The organism is Microvirga zambiensis WSM3693 (assembly GCF_016735695.1).
GTDB classification, from domain to species: domain Bacteria; phylum Pseudomonadota; class Alphaproteobacteria; order Rhizobiales; family Beijerinckiaceae; genus Microvirga; species Microvirga zambiensis.
The window spans coordinates 1-15,446 of record NZ_JAERQD010000041.1; the positions used below are offsets into that span (position 1 = coordinate 1).

A 15,446-nucleotide genomic window follows, 5' to 3' on the forward strand; every position below is an offset into this window, starting at 1 on the left:
CCTACTAAGATCCGTCTCACCCGAGACAGACGAAAAGGCCCGGGTCACCCCGGGCCTTTTTTGTTAGGGCCTTGCGGAAGGGCCGCGTTTTTGACGGCAACCCGGATCCATTTCGCCGAAAATGGCTTTAGGGTGTCACCCTGGTCTTCGCATAGGCCGGGACGCGGGCTTCGAAATCGGCGAGCCAGGCGACGAGCTTGGGATAGCCCTCGCGCCAGCGGCCGCCGAAGCGCAGGTCGAGATAGCCGAGGGCGCAGGCGAGCGCGATCTGGCCGATATGGAGAGGCTGGCCCGGTTGCGAGAGATGGGTCTCCGCATGGTCGAGCCCGCGGCGCACCTTGTCGGACTGATGCGCAACCCATTTCGGCTCATGCCGGTCCTCCGGGCGGAAGCGGTTCTCATAGACCTGCAGCAGCGCCGCATCCATGATGCCGTCGGCGAGCGCTTGATCGCGCAGGGCCGAGAACCGCGCGGCGCCATTGGGGATGACTCCCCCTCCTCCGGCCAGATGATCGAGATAGTCCACGATCACGCGGGAATCGTAGAGCACCTCGCCGCTCTCCAGGATCAGCGCAGGGATCTTTCCCAGCGGGTTCTGCTGGCGGATGGAATCGTCCGGATTCAGCGTATCCGCGTCGACGATCTGGATACGGTCGGACAATCCGAGGATCGAAGCCGAGAGCTTGACCTTCCGGCCGAAAGGCGAAGCAGGCGAGGAACGGAGAACGAGCATGAGCAAACCCCTATCGAAACGATGGGAGAACTCATGAACGCTCAGGCCATGAACGGCAACTCGATTTAAGCAGGGGGACCGAAGGCTTCACAGCGATAGGCGCCATAGCCGCTGCGCGACAGGCGCCCGGCGAGCGCCGGCAGCAGCAGCTCCGCCTCCTCCTTCAGGGACCAGGGCGGGTTGATGACGAAGAGGCCGCTGCCGTTGAGGCGGGTCGCGTCGCGCGGGTCGTCCACATAGAGCTCGAGGCGCAGGCCCGGACGCGGGCTCTCTTCATGAAGACGCGCGATAACCGCATCGACCGGCGCAACATCCTTGATCGGATACCAGCCGGCATAGACCCCGGTCGGCCACTTTCTCAGAGCTCCGAGCAGCTCCGTGCCGAGCCGCTCCAACTCGTTCGGCTTCTCGTAGGGCGGATCGATGAGAACGAGACCGCGCTTCTCCTTCGGCGGGATCAGGGCATGAAGCGCCGTCCAGCCGTCGAGATGCATCACCTTGAGATTCGTGACTTCGTTGAACGCTTCGCTGAGCACCGCATGATCCGCCGGATGCAGTTCCACGAATACTCCTCTATCCTGCCGCCGCAGCACCTCGCGTACGATCGCTGGGGAACCGGGATAGGAATTCTCGCCATGGCGAGCACGCACCTCGGCGATCACGGTTCGATAAGGTGCGAGAATGTCCTCGACCTCCGGGGAGAATGCCTCGTCGAGACGCCCGATGCCCTCGACCCATTCGCCCGTACGTCCGGCTTCGTCACCGGAGAGATCGTAGAGACCGATCCCCGCATGGGTGTCGATGACGCGAAGCGGTGTCTCCTTGCGCTGCAGATAGGCGAGGATGCGCACCAGCAACGCGTGCTTCATGACGTCGGCGAAATTGCCGGCGTGGAAGGCATGGCGGTAATTCATATGCGTCCTATCGCATTGCCGGAACGGCGATCTCGCCTGCGCGGCAGCCGTCGCGATCGATCTCTGCGCATGAGCGGAAGCCGCGAAGATCCCGCGTGAGGCAGATGCGCACCTCCTGGAAGATACGCCGTCCGCAGGAAACGGAAATCATGTCGGGGCGCAAGCCCGGATTGACGGAGACGAAGGCCCGCTCGATCTCGCTCGGCAGCACCTGCGAGCGGCTGGTCAGGTCCTTGAAGCCATCGGGGATGCGGACGAGGTCTCGTGCCTGTCGCACGGCACGAAAGTAACCGCTCGGCGACTCGCCGGTGCATGTTCCGTGCTTGCGCCATTGGTATCGGGCGAGATTGTCGTCGGGAAACAGGCCTTTCGCCTCGGCCATGGCCGTCTGCGGCACGAAGCGCCCGTTGGGTTCGCAGAAGCTGGGATAGCCCTGTTCCCGCTGCGGCCAGAGGCCGTGGGTCACGAAACCGAGGCCGCTGCCGCTATCGCATTGCCGGCTCCGGCTGCCGCTGTTCTCGCAGAAGCCGGGCGACCAGGACAGGGCCAGCACATAAAAGTCGAATTGCCCCATCGGGGCGCCCCGTGCCTCCCGGGGCGCTTGAGCCTGGGCGGGCAGGATCGAGAAAAGGCAGGCACCCGCAAAGGCAAGGCACCGGCGCAGGATCAAGGGGCGGCCTGCTTGCAGTGCGGTGCGTAGGCATAATTGCGGTCGAGGCCGTCGACGCAGGATTCCGTGTTCCAGCCGATGCCGATGAAGCCGAGATCCTCGCGGATCGAGAAGTTGATCCGGCGCTTATAGCCGTCGGACACGATGACCGTGCCGGTGCAGTAGCGGCGAGGAATGTAATCGAGGCCCCAGGGACGCCAGGCGACTTCCTGCACCCGCTCGAAGCGGACCAGCCTGAGACCGGAATTCCAGAACCGGAACTCCTTGTTCTCGAAGCGTGAGGAGATGTCCTGGAGGACGGAGGGGTCGGCACAAGCAGGCAGCGAGGCGTCGAAAGGTTCGTCCCGCCGTTCCGCCGGCGTGATCTCGCGCGCAAGCGCAGGCGCGCTCAACAACATGCAGGAGATAATAGCCGCCAGCCACTTCATTTGAATGCTCCACCGGGTCGTCAGACTCGCATCATCGACCATGTGGGCGACGCTCGCCAAGGTCAAGGCTCCGCTCACGTTTAATAGAGGGCGTGGCGGTTGAGCATCATCGGCTGTCCGGCCGAACGCGCCGGCCGAGGCGGAGCATAGGTCTGCTCGACGGGACGGCCGACCGGCGGCAGCGGCGCCTGAGAATAGGGCGAGGGCGGCGAGACCCGCGACGATCCCGTATTCGCGCCCGGCAGATCGGCGGAGTATCCCCCACCAGCGGGATAGCGCGCTGCCGGAACAGGGGCGGCGAAGACCGGCGACGGCGGTGGCGGCGGAGCGGAGGGTATATAGGCCTCCCCCTCCGCCACGTCCTGCTCCAGGTCGACCGGCGCCAGATCGCCGGACGATGCGGCGCTCTGAAGGATCTCGCGGCTGCGCTCGGGGTCGATTCGAGGGGTGAATTTCAGGATCGGCTTGCAGATGCGGCGCACACCGCGGGGATCGTGCCGCGCAAGATCGATATGGATGTGATTGTAATGGAATGCATCGGAGCCCGGCGCCAGGACGGTCGTGAAGTAGCGGCAGGCTCCGACGAAGGCCTCGCGCAAGAACTCCTGCTCGGACGGATCGCCCCGCCAGCCCCTCTCGACATTGATCTCCCGACCGTCCGCCAGCACGAAGGCCATCACGTCCATGGCATTGCCGAAGGCATGCTCGGAGGTCTTTGCTCCCGACTGATTGTTGCGGGGCCGGCAGGAATAGGAGCCGGCTTTGACGTCGGCCAGAGGCACGCCGAAATACATCTGGGCGGCCGGCCTCACGATCTCGTCGAGCCAGCTGTCGATTTGCGGAATGATGGGACAGGCCAGCGTGACCTTCGATTTCAGTCCCACCGCGCCGTTGTTGAAGGCGGAAACCTTGAACGGATGATCCATGCCGCAGACGCCGGGACCGTCGATCTTGGAGCTCAGAGCCATGTAGGCGGAAGGCTGCACGAGGCGCTGCGACAGGCAGGCCTCCTCGGCCTGCGCGCGCCAAGGCTCGCGCTGCTCGAAACGAAACAGCCCGCAACCGGTGAGCCCAAGCCCGGTGAGCGATAGGGCAACAAACGCAACTAACCCACGACGCATGGGCCGGAGACTAGGCCCAAGGCCGTAAACATCCCGTCAACAGAGGCAGACGCACCTCGTGCTGAGGCCCGATTCGAGCGTAGCCGGCGCATTTCTGCCGGAACATAGGCCGGGAAACGGGTGCGACAGAATCGAGCAGGAACTTTTTTCGGCGGTGTCTTCGAAAGAATTCTGCCCAATGAAACAAGGGCTTAAGATTTTGTTAACGATTACATCGGGTTGGCGGCGCGAAGCATAGCCATTCCGAGATGCTTCTCAGGGTCCGAGCGGTTTGATAATCTACCTCTCCATTCAGATAGGGAAATTAACCCTCCACCATCTTCAGGGGCTGAGATGAATCCGACCTCCAATTTCGACTGGACGGCCACGTTCAACATCGCTGCCGTCTGCGTATCCTTCTCTTACATCTTTGCCGTTTTCGCAGGACTCGTCTGAGGCCGCGCAACGCCATTCCCTTTCCAGACCAACCTCCAATTTCGACGCTGCCGCATTCCGGCAGCGTTTTTTCATGCATCGGGGCAAGGGGTCTCCGTGATGGTCCAGGACATCACGTTGACCTCCATTTCGCACCACGCCAGCCGGGGGCCGTCCGCCGTTCTCAGGCAGGTCTTCTCGCCCTCGGGGACCATCTTGCCCTGGGCACGGCAATAGCAATCGAGCGGGTTGTGAGCGGGCGCCTGGACCAATTGAGGGGCAGGCATCTCTCGGGCATCTTGGGCATAGGCCGGGACCGAGGCCATCGCCATCAGGCCGAACAGGACGACGACGCTGCGCATGGGGCATCTCCGCGTGTCATGTCACGGGCAATGCTCATCCCGTCCGGCGGCTGCGTCAAGCGCTATCGACCCCACCGCTCCATGGCTTGGTCGTCCGACTCTTTCGCCTCGACCCAGGCGCCGGCCGTGCCATCTTTAAGGTGCTCGCGCTTCCAGAATGGCGCGTGGGCCTTCAGGTAATCCATGAGGAACGATGCCGCCTCGAAAGCGGCTTGGCGGTGGGCGCTGGCGGCAAGCACCAGAACGATCTCCTCGCCCGGCCGGATCATGCCGAAGCGGTGGATGATCGTGAGACCGTGGAGGGGCCAGCGATCCTGCGCCTGCGCAACGATCCGGGCGATCTCGGCCTCGGCCATGCCCGGGTAATGCTCAAGTTCCAACGCCGCCAACCGCCCGCCCTCGTCGCGGCACAGGCCGGTGAACGCCACGACCGCGCCGATATCCGCTCTCCCTCGAGTCAGGTCGGCCGTCTCGGCGGCAACATCGAAGGGCTCGGCCTGGATGCGGATGGTTGCTGCCATGGCGCCGCCTGAAGGCGTCAGCCGCCGGTCATCGGGGGGAAGAAGGCAATCTCCTGCGCCCCCGCGATCCGGGCCTCGGGTTTGACGTGGACGTGATCGATCGCCGCCCGGACGACGCCCTCGTTCTCGAACGCATAGGCGTATTCCTCACCCCGGCTTTTGAGCCAGCGCACCAGATCGGCGACCGTCTCGACCCCCGCTGGTGCGTCCACCTGCTCGTCAGTCCGGCCGATCCGCTCGCGCACCCAGGCGAAATAGACGAGCTTCATGGGCCCTATCCCTCGTCCACCAGATGGTGGATGCCGTTCTTGAAATAGTCCCAGCCGGTATAGATCGTCAGGATCGCGGCGATCCACAACAGGATCGTGCCGATGAGGGTATTGTTCGGCAGAACCGTCTCGCCCGCAGGCCCGGCGATCAGGAAACCGAGGGCCACGAGCTGGAGGGTCGTCTTCCATTTGGCGACCCGGCTCACCGGCACGCTGACCTTGAGCTCCGCCAGGAACTCGCGCAGGCCTGAGACCAGGATCTCGCGGCACAGGATGACGATGGCGGCCCAGAGCGCCCAGCCCTTGATGGTGCCGTCGGCCACCAGCATGAGCAGGGTCGCGGCCACCAGCAGCTTGTCGGCGATGGGATCGAGCATGCGCCCGAGGGCCGATTGCTGCGCGAAGGTGCGCGCCACGTAACCGTCGAGATAATCGGTGATGGCGGCGAGCGCGAACACCGCGAGGGCAAACCAGCGGGACCAGTGATCCTCCGGCCAGAACAGCAGCCCGACCACGGCGGGCACCGCCGCAAGCCGGCCATAGGTCAGCATGTTGGCGAGGTTGAAAGCCTTCGAGCGGCCCAAGGAAGAAACTGTCTTCATAACACCCGCAGGAAGCATGAGGACCCGTGCCCCGTCAATCGGACAAGCCTCGGTTGCACACCGCCGCCATTCGGTGAACACGGCAATGTGACATGGGCAAGCCCGTTGCGAGTTGCGCCGTCGCTTCGACCCTCCATGTCACCCTCGCTCGTGGAAGAAATCGTAGACCGCGCGAGCCGTCGCAGCGTTCACGCCGGGCGCTTTGATCAGGTCTTCCAGGGCCGCACGCTGGATCGCCTTGACGGTGCCGAAATGGTGCAGGAGCGCCCGCTTGCGGGTCGGGCCGATCCCGGGAATCTCGTCGAGCGGGTTCTTCACCAGCTCGCGCTTGCGCTTGGCCCGGTGTGCACCGATGGCGAAGCGGTGGGCCTCATCCCGAAGCCGCTGCACGAAATAGAGCGCGGGATCGCGCGGCGGCATCTTGAAGGGCGGCTGGCCCGGCTTGAAGAAGGTCTCGCGGCCGGCATCCCGATCCCGTCCCTTGGCAATGCCGATCAACGCTACGTCGCTCTCGCTGACGCCCACATCCGACAACGCCTGCCGTGCCGCTTCCAGCTGCCCCTTGCCGCCGTCGATCAGGACCAGATCGGGCCAGGCGGGAAAGGCGTCGTCGCCATCCGGCCGGGTCTCCTCGGCCGCCCTCGGCTCTTCCTTGACCAGCCTGGCGAAGCGGCGCTGCAGCATCTCGCGCATCATGCCGTAATCGTCGCCGGGCTTCAGATCCTCCGAGCGCATGTTGAAGGTGCGGTAGTGCTGCTTCATGAAGCCGCCCTCCCCCGCCACCACCATGGCGCCGACCGCATTCGTGCCCATGATATGCGAGTTGTCGTAGACCTCGACGCGCCGCGGCACCTTCGGCAGCCCGAAGGCCTGACTCAGGGAGACGAGAAGCTTCTGCTGCGAGGAGGTATCGGCAAGCCGCCGTCCGAGCGCCTCTCTGGCATTGCGCAGCACGTAGTCGATGAGCTGGCGCCGTTCGCCGCGCTGGGGCGCATGGATCTCCACCCGCGCCTCGGCGCGCGTCGAGAGCGCGGCCGCCATGAGCTCCGCATCCTCGATCTCGTGCGAGAGCAGGATGAGGCGAGGCGCCGGCTTGTCGTCGTAGAACTGCGCCAGGAAGGAACCCAAGACCTCCTCCCGGCTCATGGATTTGTCGGCCTTCGGGAAGTAGGCGCGGTTGCCCCAGTTCTGCCAGTTGCGGAAGAAGAACACCTCGACGCAGAACTGCCCCGCCTGCTCGTCGACGGCAAAGACATCCGCCTCCTCGACGGATTGCGTGTTGATCCCCTGCACGCCCTGGATGGCCGAGAGCGCCGCCAAGCGGTCGCGGCAGCGCGCCGCGCGTTCGAATTCGAGATCTTCGGCCGCAGCTTGCATCTCGTCGGTGATGCGCTGCTTGACCGCGCTGGACTTTCCCGAAAGGAAGGCGCGCGCCTCGGACACGAGTTCCGCATAATCCTCTGAAGAAACCTCGTGCGTGCAGGGGCCCGAGCAGCGCTTGATCTGGAACAGCAGGCAGGGCCGGGTGCGGTTCTCGAAATAGCTGTCGTTGCAGGAACGCAGGAGAAACGCGCGCTGCAGGGCGTTGATGGTACGGTTGACCGCCCAGACGCTGGCGAAGGGGCCGTAATAATCGCCCTTGCGCTTCCTCGCTCCGCGATGCTTCACGAGCTGCGGCGCCTCGTGATCGGCGGTGAGCAGGATATAGGGCAGCGACTTGTCGTCCCGCAAAAGGACGTTGTAGCGTGGCTTGAGCTGCTTGATGAGATTGGCCTCTAGCAGCAGCGCCTCGGTCTCGGTCGCCGTGGTGACGAACTCCATCGAGGTGGTCTGGCCGATCATCCGGGCGATGCGGTTCGAATGGGCCTGACCCCGCGCATAGGACCCGACGCGGTTCTTCAGGCTCTTGGCCTTGCCGACGTAAAGGACGTCGCCACGCCCGTCGATCATGCGATAGACGCCGGGCGCGTTTGGAAGGGTCGCCCAGAACTGCTTGATGACCTCGGTTCCGCGCTGGACCGAGTCCGGATTGACCTCCAGATCGAACTCGACATCCGAGCCGCTTTCGACGGCTACGGCCTCGTCGTCTTCCTCGTTGTCCAGGATATCCGGCGGAACGTCGTTGGTGGCATTGCGACTCATGAAGGAGATTTAAGGGCTCGCGAGTCCCGAGGAAAGTGCCGCCGGCGAACTGGCGCAGCCACCCCGTTCGGCCTGGGGCCATTTCCACTCGCGTGGACAAAGCTCTCTTCTTTGCTTTGCCGCATTTTTTTACAGCGAACCGGATCCACTTCGCCGAAAAATGCTCTAAACGGCAAAGCTCCTGCCAGAGGGGAGCCGGACCATGCGCCTGTCGATCGTCACATCCGCCGTCGTGGCGGCCCTGGTGGGGTTCGGCAGCACGATCGCCATCATCATCTCGGCCGCCCGGGCCGTCGGTGCCGATGCGGCGCAGACCTCGTCCTGGGTCGCGGCCCTGTGCCTCGCGACGGCCGCCATCAGCGGAATCCTCAGCATTCGCTATCGCATTCCCGTCGTTGCCGCATGGTCGACGCCCGGTGCGGCGTTGATCGCAGCCTCCAGCGGCATCTCCATCCATGCGGCGGTCGGCTCGTTCATTCTGGCAGGGTCGCTGATCGTGCTGACGGCTTTCATCAAGCCGTTCGGGCGGCTGATCGAGCGCATTCCCACGCCGATCGCCGCCGCCATGCTGGCGGGCATTCTCATCCGCTTCGTCCTGGCGGTGTTCGAAAGCGCCCAAGCCGCGCCCGGGCTCGTCCTGCCCCTGGTCGGTCTTTTCCTTGTCGTCCGCCTCTACAATGCCGCCTTCGCGGTGCTGGCCGTTCTGTTCGTGGGCCTCGGGCTCGCCTTCGCGGGTGGTCTGGCGCAGCCTCTTGCCTCCAGCCTGAGCCTTTCCTCCCTCACCTTCATCGAACCGGCCTGGGAGCCGACGGCCCTGATCGGGTTGGGAATTCCGCTCTTCCTGGTCACGATGGCCTCGCAGAACCTGCCCGGTTTCGCGGTTCTGCGAGCCTCGGGATACACGCCTCCATCGCGGCCCATCCTGGCCGTTTCCGGCCTCGCTTCGATCATCACGGCATTCTTCGGTGCCCATACGAGCAATCTTGCGGCGATATCCGCCGCGATCTGCACCGGACCGGACACCCACCCCGACCCGGCCAAGCGCTGGATGGTCGGGCCGTTCTATATGCTGTGCTATCTGGTCATCGCCGCGTTCAGTGCGGCCCTGATCGGCCTGATCGCCGCCCTGCCTCCCGAGCTGATCCGGACAGTGGCGGGACTTGCCCTGATGGGCGCCTTCGCCGGCGCCTTGAGCTCCGCCCTTTCCGAGACCTCGAAGATCTTCCCGGCCATCCTGACCTTGGCCGTCACCGCCTCCGGCTTGACGCTCTTCGGCATCGGCTCCGCCTTCTGGGGCCTCGCGGCAGGCCTCCTCGCGCTCGGCCTTGATGCCGTGGCCCAGGGGATGCGCCGCCGCGTCTGATCTGGACGGCGAGCCTCGTTAAGCTTAAGACTTCGTTTACGAAGAACAAGAACGGGGTCCCCCATGGCCGGGATGAAACATGCGGGGCGGCTTGCCGCCTTGATTCTCTCGACGGCTCTCGCGGCCTGCCAGGGCCCGCTCGGTGGATCGCCCGAGGGCGTTCCCGTCGCTCTCGAGAGCATCGACGGGGCCCCCGCCCCCATCCGCACCGCCCTCGTCGACGAACTGGCCAGTGCCGCGACCGACCGCAAGGTCGACCTCGTCGGCGCCAGCGCCGACGCCCGCTACCGGGTCCGCGGCTATCTCTCGACCTCGACTGAGAATGGCGAAACCAAGGTCGCCTATGTCTGGGACGTGTTCGATTCCCAGATGCGCCGGGCCAAGCGCCTGGAGGGAACGAGCGCCATCCCCACCTCGTCCATCTCGGCTCTCGACAAGGCCACCCTGGCGAAGCTCGCCCAGGCCAGCATGGACGAGATCGCCGAATTCCTGACGGCGTCCAAATCCGAGACGGCCTCAGCCCCTCAAATACCCATTCAAACAGCAGAGGTCTCGGACGACGAGCCCGAAGTCGCGATGCAGTGATTGCATGGCAACTCGCCAAACTTGCAGCACATTGGAAGCCTTCCATGTATTGTGAGGGCTCCATATCGCTGCTAAGAGCCTTGCGCCCAGCGGTGCAGGGATTATGGCATTGCGCAGCGGGTGTTATCGGTCACTCGAAGCCAAAGTTGCTTGCATGAAGCTCGTTGCGGGAAATTCCAATCGTCCGCTGGCGGAGGCCATCTCCGCCTATCTCAATGTTCCGCTGGCCAAGGCTCAGGTCCGGCGCTTCGCGGACATGGAAGTCTTCGTGGAAATCCAGGAGAATGTGCGCGGCGAGGATGTGTTCATCATCCAGTCGACCTCGTTCCCCACGAACGACCACCTGATGGAGCTTCTGATCATCACGGACGCCCTGCGCAGGGCGTCGGCGCGGCGCATCACGGCGGTGATTCCCTATTTCGGCTATGCCCGGCAGGACCGTAAGCCCGCCGCACGCACGCCCATCTCGGCCAAGCTCGTCGCCAACATCATCGCCCATGCGGGTGTGGACCGCGTGCTGACCCTTGATCTCCATGCAGGCCAGATCCAGGGCTTCTTCGACATCCCAACCGACAACCTCTTCGCCGCGCCGACCCTCGCGCGCGACATCAAGGATCATCTCGACAGCGGCAACCGCATGGTGGTCTCGCCCGACGTCGGCGGTGTGGTGCGCGCGCGCGCGCTCGCCAAGCGCATCGATGCGCCGCTAGCCATCGTCGACAAGCGCCGCGAGCGCCCCGGCGAGTCGGAAGTCATGAACATCATCGGCGACGTGTCGGGCCGCTCGTGCATCCTCGTCGACGACATCATCGATTCCGGCGGCACCCTGGTGAACGCCGCCGACGCGCTCCTCGCCAACGGTGCGAAGGAGGTGTCCGCCTACATCACCCACGGCGTGCTCTCCGGCGGTGCGGTGGCCCGTATCGCGGGCTCACGGCTCAAGGAGCTCGTGATCACCGACTCGATCATGCCGACCGAAGCCGTGAAGGTGGCGCACAACATCCGCGTCATCTCGATCGCACCGCTCATGGGCGAGGCCATCGGCCGCACGGCGACGGAAAGCTCGGTGTCGAGCCTGTTCGATTAAAGCCCCTGCCGGGAAGCGGCCCGATCGCCGCACTTGCCAGCTTGGCAGGGTCAACTTGTTGCATTTCCGGCGGTCCTTCTCTATAAGCCGCCTCGCGCCCGCTCGACACCCTTGGAGGCACGGGCGCGGACCTCATGGCCGCCGGTAGGTTTTTTTCGGAGAACCTTGGCGGCCATCGGTTTTTAAACCCATTTCAAAGGACCACGACCATGAGCGAAGTAAAGCAAATCAAGGCCGTGGCGCGCGACCGGGCCGGCAAGGGGGCCGCCCGGGCCGTTCGTCGCCAAGGCCAAGTTCCCGCCGTCATTTACGGAGCCGGCCAGCCGGCCCAGGCGATCGCCCTGGACTTCAACCAGACCAAGCAGCTGATCTTCGCCGGTCACTTCCTGACCACGATCTTCGAGATCGACGTCGACGGCAAGACGGTCCGCGCCATTCCGCGCGACTACCAGCTCGACCCGGTGCGGGACTTCCCGGTTCACGTCGACTTCCTGCGCCTCGCGCAGGGTCAGGCGATCAAGGTCGTCGTACCGGTGCACGTGGTCGGCCAGGAGAAGAGCCCCGGCGTAAAGCGCGGCGGCACGCTCCAGATCGTCGAGCACTCCGTGGAACTGCTCGTTCCCTCCGACTCGATCCCGGACTTCATCGAGGCTTCGGTCGAGGGTCTCGACATCGGCTCCTCGGTCCACCTCGAGGACATCAAGCTGCCGAAGGGCGCTAAGGCAACCTCCGCCGAGAACATCACCCTCGTCACCGTCGTGGCCCCGACCGGCCTGAAGGAAGAGGAAGCTGCTCCGGCCGAGGGCGAGGCTGCTGCCACCGCCTAAGGGCCTTGATCGGGCGTTTTGAGCCCATCGATCGGCTTCAACGCTCCGACCGCAAGGCCGGAGCGTTTCTTATGAGCAGGACCAAGCGATGCGCCTCTTCGTCGGCCTCGGCAATCCCGGATCCCGCTACGCCAGGAACCGCCACAATATCGGTTTCATGGCCGTGGACGAGATTGCGCGCGTGCACAATGCCGGTCCTTGGCGCAAGCGCTTCCATGCGGAAGCGGCGGATGCGGTGATCGGCGGCGAAAAGGTTCTGCTGATCAAACCGCAGACCTATATGAACCTGTCCGGCCAGGCGGTGGGGGAAGCGCAGAACTTCTTCAAGATCCCGCTCAACGACGTGACGGTCTTCTACGACGAGCTCGATCTGCCGCCCGCCAAGCTGCGTGTAAAGATCGGCGGCGGCAATGCGGGCCATAATGGCCTGCGCTCGATCTCGGCCCATTGCGGCAACGATTACCGCCGCGTACGCCTCGGCATCGGCCATCCCGGCCACAAGGCGCTCGTTCAGAGCCATGTGCTCGGCGATTTCGGCAAGAGCGAAGAGGCCTGGGTCGAGGACCTGTGCCGGATCATCGCGGACAGTGCTGCCCTTCTCGCCAAAGGCGAAGATGGGAGCTTTCAGAACAAGGTCCATCTCGCCATGGAGGCGAGAGGCTGGACGGACGTGAAACGGCCCGGAGAGAAAGCCGGCGCAACAAAGGAGTGAGGCCATGGGCTTCAAAATGGGCATCGTCGGCCTGCCGAACGTGGGCAAGTCCACTCTCTTCAACGCTTTGACGCAGACGGCTGCGGCGCAGGCGGCGAACTATCCGTTCTGCACCATCGAGCCCAATGTGGGCGACGTGGCGGTGCCGGACGACCGGCTCGACCAGCTTGCCGGCATCGCGAGCTCGGCGCAGATCATCCCGACCCGCCTCACCTTCGTCGACATCGCCGGCCTCGTGCGCGGCGCGTCGCGCGGCGAAGGCCTCGGCAATCAGTTCCTGGCCAATATCCGCGAGGTCGATGCCATCGCCCATGTGGTGCGCTGCTTCGAGGACACGGACATCACCCATGTCGAGGGCAAGATCGAACCGGTCGCCGATATCGAGACCATCGAGACCGAGCTGATGCTCGCCGACCTCGACAGCCTCGAGAAGCGCGTCACCGCGCTCGAGAAGAAGGCCAAGGGCAACGACAAGGAGGCCAAGGAAACCCTCGACCTCGTCAACCGCACCTTGCCCCTGCTGCGCGAAGGCAAACCCGCCCGCCTGGTCGAGCGCAAGGTCGAGGAGGAGCGCCTGTTCCAGATGCTCGGCCTGCTCTCGTCGAAGCCCGTTCTCTACGTGTGCAATGTGGAGGAGGCCTCAGCCGACAAGGGCAACGGCTTCTCGGCACAAGTGTTCGAGCGCGCGAGGGAAGAAGGCGCCAAGGCCGTGGTCGTCTCGGCCAAGATCGAGAGCGAGATCGCCGTCCTGCCGCCCGACGAGCAGGCGGATTATCTGGAGGCGGTCGGCCTCGAGGAGCCAGGCCTCAACCGCGTGATCCGCGCCGGCTACGACCTGCTCGGCCTCATCACCTACTTCACCGTCGGCCCGAAGGAGGCCCGCGCCTGGACCATCACCAAGGGCACCAAGGCGCCCGGGGCCGCCGGCGTGATCCACACGGATTTCGAGAAGGGCTTCATCCGTGCCGAGACCATCGCCTATGCCGATTACACCTCGCTCAAGGGCGAGGCCGGCGCGCGCGACGCCGGGAAGCTGCGGCTGGAGGGCAAGGAATACACGGTGCAGGACGGCGACGTGATGCACTTCCGCTTCAACACCTAAAAGCTGTCGGAAACCTGAACGCGGGCTTTTTCGTTCGTTCAGGGCCGCTCTGCCAAAAAGCCTGCATGGAGGTTGCGACACATGCAGGCTTTTCTCGATTCCTTCTTCTCTCCCGGTCCCGGCAATGCCGAATTCTTCGTCGGTGTTCTCGTCGCCTGCGGTTTTCTCATGATCGGCATCTCGTCCCTGCTGCCGAAGAGCGGCCACGACAAGCTCGAATGGTGGGAGCGGTAAAACTCAAGGAAGCCGCAGCGCCTTCGGTCCGATCCCGAGGCCGATCTGCAGGCTCTCCGCGATGCGCTGGGCCCGATCGACGAAGAAAGCCGCCACATCCGGCTCACAGATCTCCTGGGCCGTCGCCTCGAACAGCGACAGCCAGCGGGTAAACAGCTCAGGCGTGAGGGGAAGCCCGAAATGAGCCGCCTGGGGCTTGCCGCTGTAGCGCCCCGTCCGCAGCGCGACCGACGACCAGAAATCCACCATCAGCTTCAGGTGCATGCTCCAGCGGCCGGACAGCTCCTTCTGAAAGATCGGCCCGAGCTCCGGGTCGCGGATCACCCGGTCGTAGAAGGTTTCCACGAGCCGACGGATCAGATCCTCGGACACGCCCTCCGCCGGGCTGACGATCGGGATGCTGCGGCCTGCGGCGGAATGCGCCAAAGCTGATCTCCTTCAAGGGCGACGGGCGTTTCCCCATCGCAAGGGCATTTCCTTAACGGGGAAAGGCGGCCAAGACTATGATCCAGATCAAGGTGGATCGTTCCCGAAGCGAGAGCGTTGAGCCCTGGTCACTCTGAACACGCCATCATGCAGCTTCACCACAGACACCGCTGGAATCTCTCCCCTTCCGAGGCCATCGCCCTGCAGCAGCAGCTCAGGACCGAGGTGGTCTCCGACCGTCCCATCGACCTCGGCAGGGTCGCGCTCGTGGCCGGGGTCGATGTGAGCGTGAAGAACGAGCAATCGCAGGCGGCCATCGTGGTGGTCACCTATCCCGGCTTCCTCCCCGTAGAGACCGTGCTGGCGCAGCGCCCGACACCCTTTCCCTACGTGCCCGGCCTGCTCAGCTTCCGCGAGGGGCCGGTGCTGGAGGAGGCCTTCGAGAAGCTGAAATCCGAGCCCGACGTCTTCCTCTTCGATGGCATGGGCATCGCCCATCCCCGCCGCATCGGCATCGCCAGTCATATGGGCCTGTGGCTCGACCGCCCCACCATCGGCTGCGGCAAGACGCTGCTGTGCGGCCGCTACAAGGATCTTGGCGAGGAGAAGGGCTCCGCCGCCCCGCTGATCGATCGCAAGGAGGTGATCGGCGTCGCGCTGCGCACCCGCACCGCCAAGAACCCGATGTTCATCTCCCCCGGCCATCTCGCCGACATCCCGAGCGCCGCCGAGCTCGTCCTGCGCTGCTCCCCAAAGTACCGCCTGCCCGAGCCGATCCGGCTGGCGCACAACGCGGCGGGACAGTTTTCCGGCGAGAGCCTGTAGCTCCTCAGGAAGCGCCCTCCTCCTGCGCAAAAGTGACGCTTCGTCACCGACCCTCCCCGTTCAGAGAGTTGCCGACCTCACGCCCCTCGGCGACAGATTAGGATACAAA

19 protein-coding genes are annotated in these 15,446 nt (G+C 64.6%); 8 read left to right on the top strand and 11 right to left on the bottom strand.

From position 1 onward, the window contains the following. Positions 1-127: 127 nt before the first annotated feature. The 10 genes from JKL46_RS24300 to uvrC form a co-directional block, all read right to left on the bottom strand. Positions 128-733 carry a glutathione S-transferase family protein gene (locus JKL46_RS24300; RefSeq protein WP_201838249.1) on the bottom strand — a complete coding sequence of 202 codons (606 nt, stop codon included), beginning with the start codon at positions 731-733 and terminating at the stop codon, positions 128-130. A gap of 65 nt (positions 734-798) precedes the next feature. Continuing rightward, a complete protein-coding gene (locus JKL46_RS24305) occupies positions 799-1,647 on the bottom strand; it encodes a 23S rRNA (adenine(2030)-N(6))-methyltransferase RlmJ (RefSeq protein ID WP_201838250.1) in 849 nt (282 codons plus the stop codon). 7 nt (positions 1,648-1,654) lie between these two features. Further along, the gene (locus JKL46_RS24310; protein ID WP_201838251.1) at positions 1,655-2,317 is read right to left on the bottom strand and encodes a ribonuclease T2 family protein; all 663 of its coding nucleotides are present in this window, start codon (positions 2,315-2,317) and stop codon (positions 1,655-1,657) included. Next, positions 2,314-2,745, bottom strand: coding sequence for a hypothetical protein (locus JKL46_RS24315; protein ID WP_201838252.1), 432 nt, complete (start codon positions 2,743-2,745; stop codon positions 2,314-2,316). Before JKL46_RS24315 ends, JKL46_RS24310 begins: the two co-directional genes overlap by 4 nt. A gap of 80 nt (positions 2,746-2,825) precedes the next feature. Beyond that, entirely contained in the window at positions 2,826-3,866 is a 1,041-nt protein-coding gene (locus tag JKL46_RS24320) for an extensin-like domain-containing protein (protein ID WP_201838254.1), read from the bottom strand. Between the two features lie 506 nt (positions 3,867-4,372). Beyond that, the gene (locus JKL46_RS24325; protein WP_201838256.1) at positions 4,373-4,642 is read right to left on the bottom strand and encodes a hypothetical protein; all 270 of its coding nucleotides are present in this window, start codon (positions 4,640-4,642) and stop codon (positions 4,373-4,375) included. Between the two features lie 62 nt (positions 4,643-4,704). Next, positions 4,705-5,163, bottom strand: coding sequence for a molybdenum cofactor biosynthesis protein MoaE (locus JKL46_RS24330; RefSeq protein WP_201838258.1), 459 nt, complete (start codon positions 5,161-5,163; stop codon positions 4,705-4,707). 17 nt (positions 5,164-5,180) lie between these two features. Next, a complete protein-coding gene (gene moaD / locus JKL46_RS24335; protein ID WP_201838260.1) occupies positions 5,181-5,432 on the bottom strand; it encodes a molybdopterin converting factor subunit 1 in 252 nt (83 codons plus the stop codon). 5 nt (positions 5,433-5,437) lie between these two features. After that, entirely contained in the window at positions 5,438-6,034 is a 597-nt protein-coding gene (gene pgsA, locus JKL46_RS24340; protein WP_246529496.1) for a CDP-diacylglycerol--glycerol-3-phosphate 3-phosphatidyltransferase, read from the bottom strand. Between the two features lie 138 nt (positions 6,035-6,172). Next, positions 6,173-8,176, bottom strand: a complete 2,004-nt coding sequence (uvrC, locus tag JKL46_RS24345; protein ID WP_201838263.1) for an excinuclease ABC subunit UvrC — start codon at positions 8,174-8,176, stop codon at positions 6,173-6,175. Between the two features lie 202 nt (positions 8,177-8,378). On the opposite strand from uvrC, the gene JKL46_RS24350 reads away from it, so the two are divergent. From JKL46_RS24350 to JKL46_RS24380, 7 genes are all read left to right on the top strand, one after another. Next, positions 8,379-9,539: a benzoate/H(+) symporter BenE family transporter gene (locus tag JKL46_RS24350; protein WP_201838264.1), complete on the top strand. Its 1,161-nt coding sequence runs from the start codon at positions 8,379-8,381 to the stop codon at positions 9,537-9,539. A 63-nt stretch (positions 9,540-9,602) separates the two neighbouring features. Further along, positions 9,603-10,124, top strand: coding sequence for a hypothetical protein (locus JKL46_RS24355; protein WP_201838265.1), 522 nt, complete (start codon positions 9,603-9,605; stop codon positions 10,122-10,124). Between the two features lie 154 nt (positions 10,125-10,278). After that, positions 10,279-11,211, top strand: a complete 933-nt coding sequence (locus JKL46_RS24360; protein WP_201838266.1) for a ribose-phosphate pyrophosphokinase — start codon at positions 10,279-10,281, stop codon at positions 11,209-11,211. A gap of 209 nt (positions 11,212-11,420) precedes the next feature. Beyond that, a complete protein-coding gene (locus JKL46_RS24365; RefSeq protein ID WP_201838267.1) occupies positions 11,421-12,038 on the top strand; it encodes a 50S ribosomal protein L25/general stress protein Ctc in 618 nt (205 codons plus the stop codon). 88 nt (positions 12,039-12,126) lie between these two features. After that, on the top strand, positions 12,127-12,750 hold the full coding sequence (gene pth, locus JKL46_RS24370; RefSeq protein ID WP_201838268.1) for an aminoacyl-tRNA hydrolase: 624 nt from the start codon (positions 12,127-12,129) through the stop codon (positions 12,748-12,750). A gap of 4 nt (positions 12,751-12,754) precedes the next feature. Then, entirely contained in the window at positions 12,755-13,852 is a 1,098-nt protein-coding gene (gene ychF, locus JKL46_RS24375; RefSeq protein ID WP_201838269.1) for a redox-regulated ATPase YchF, read from the top strand. A gap of 81 nt (positions 13,853-13,933) precedes the next feature. After that, on the top strand, positions 13,934-14,086 hold the full coding sequence (locus JKL46_RS24380) for a hypothetical protein (protein WP_201838271.1): 153 nt from the start codon (positions 13,934-13,936) through the stop codon (positions 14,084-14,086). Positions 14,087-14,089: 3 nt separating this feature from the next. Here JKL46_RS24380 and JKL46_RS24385 read toward each other — a convergent pair whose 3' ends face one another. Further along, on the bottom strand, positions 14,090-14,512 hold the full coding sequence (locus JKL46_RS24385; protein WP_201838273.1) for a group III truncated hemoglobin: 423 nt from the start codon (positions 14,510-14,512) through the stop codon (positions 14,090-14,092). 147 nt (positions 14,513-14,659) lie between these two features. On the opposite strand from JKL46_RS24385, the gene nfi reads away from it, so the two are divergent. Continuing rightward, positions 14,660-15,337 (top strand): deoxyribonuclease V, encoded by a 678-nt coding sequence (gene nfi / locus JKL46_RS24390; RefSeq protein WP_201838275.1) that lies wholly within the window; start codon positions 14,660-14,662, stop codon positions 15,335-15,337. The last annotated feature ends 109 nt before the right edge of the window (positions 15,338-15,446 follow it).

Coding starts and splice junctions, on each gene's coding strand:
- JKL46_RS24300 (WP_201838249.1), bottom strand. CDS start 733: ATGCTCGTTCTCCGTTCCTCGCCTGCTTCGCCTTTCGGCCGGAAGGTC.
- JKL46_RS24305 (WP_201838250.1), bottom strand. CDS start 1,647: ATGAATTACCGCCATGCCTTCCACGCCGGCAATTTCGCCGACGTCATG.
- JKL46_RS24315 (WP_201838252.1), bottom strand. CDS start 2,745: ATGAAGTGGCTGGCGGCTATTATCTCCTGCATGTTGTTGAGCGCGCCT.
- JKL46_RS24320 (WP_201838254.1), bottom strand. CDS start 3,866: ATGCGTCGTGGGTTAGTTGCGTTTGTTGCCCTATCGCTCACCGGGCTT.
- JKL46_RS24325 (WP_201838256.1), bottom strand. CDS start 4,642: ATGCGCAGCGTCGTCGTCCTGTTCGGCCTGATGGCGATGGCCTCGGTC.
- JKL46_RS24330 (WP_201838258.1), bottom strand. CDS start 5,163: ATGGCAGCAACCATCCGCATCCAGGCCGAGCCCTTCGATGTTGCCGCC.
- moaD (WP_201838260.1), bottom strand. CDS start 5,432: ATGAAGCTCGTCTATTTCGCCTGGGTGCGCGAGCGGATCGGCCGGACT.
- pgsA (WP_246529496.1), bottom strand. CDS start 6,034: ATGAAGACAGTTTCTTCCTTGGGCCGCTCGAAGGCTTTCAACCTCGCC.
- uvrC (WP_201838263.1), bottom strand. CDS start 8,176: ATGAGTCGCAATGCCACCAACGACGTTCCGCCGGATATCCTGGACAAC.
- JKL46_RS24350 (WP_201838264.1), top strand. CDS start 8,379: ATGCGCCTGTCGATCGTCACATCCGCCGTCGTGGCGGCCCTGGTGGGG.
- JKL46_RS24355 (WP_201838265.1), top strand. CDS start 9,603: ATGGCCGGGATGAAACATGCGGGGCGGCTTGCCGCCTTGATTCTCTCG.
- JKL46_RS24360 (WP_201838266.1), top strand. CDS start 10,279: ATGAAGCTCGTTGCGGGAAATTCCAATCGTCCGCTGGCGGAGGCCATC.
- JKL46_RS24365 (WP_201838267.1), top strand. CDS start 11,421: ATGAGCGAAGTAAAGCAAATCAAGGCCGTGGCGCGCGACCGGGCCGGC.
- pth (WP_201838268.1), top strand. CDS start 12,127: ATGCGCCTCTTCGTCGGCCTCGGCAATCCCGGATCCCGCTACGCCAGG.
- ychF (WP_201838269.1), top strand. CDS start 12,755: ATGGGCTTCAAAATGGGCATCGTCGGCCTGCCGAACGTGGGCAAGTCC.
- JKL46_RS24380 (WP_201838271.1), top strand. CDS start 13,934: ATGCAGGCTTTTCTCGATTCCTTCTTCTCTCCCGGTCCCGGCAATGCC.
- nfi (WP_201838275.1), top strand. CDS start 14,660: ATGCAGCTTCACCACAGACACCGCTGGAATCTCTCCCCTTCCGAGGCC.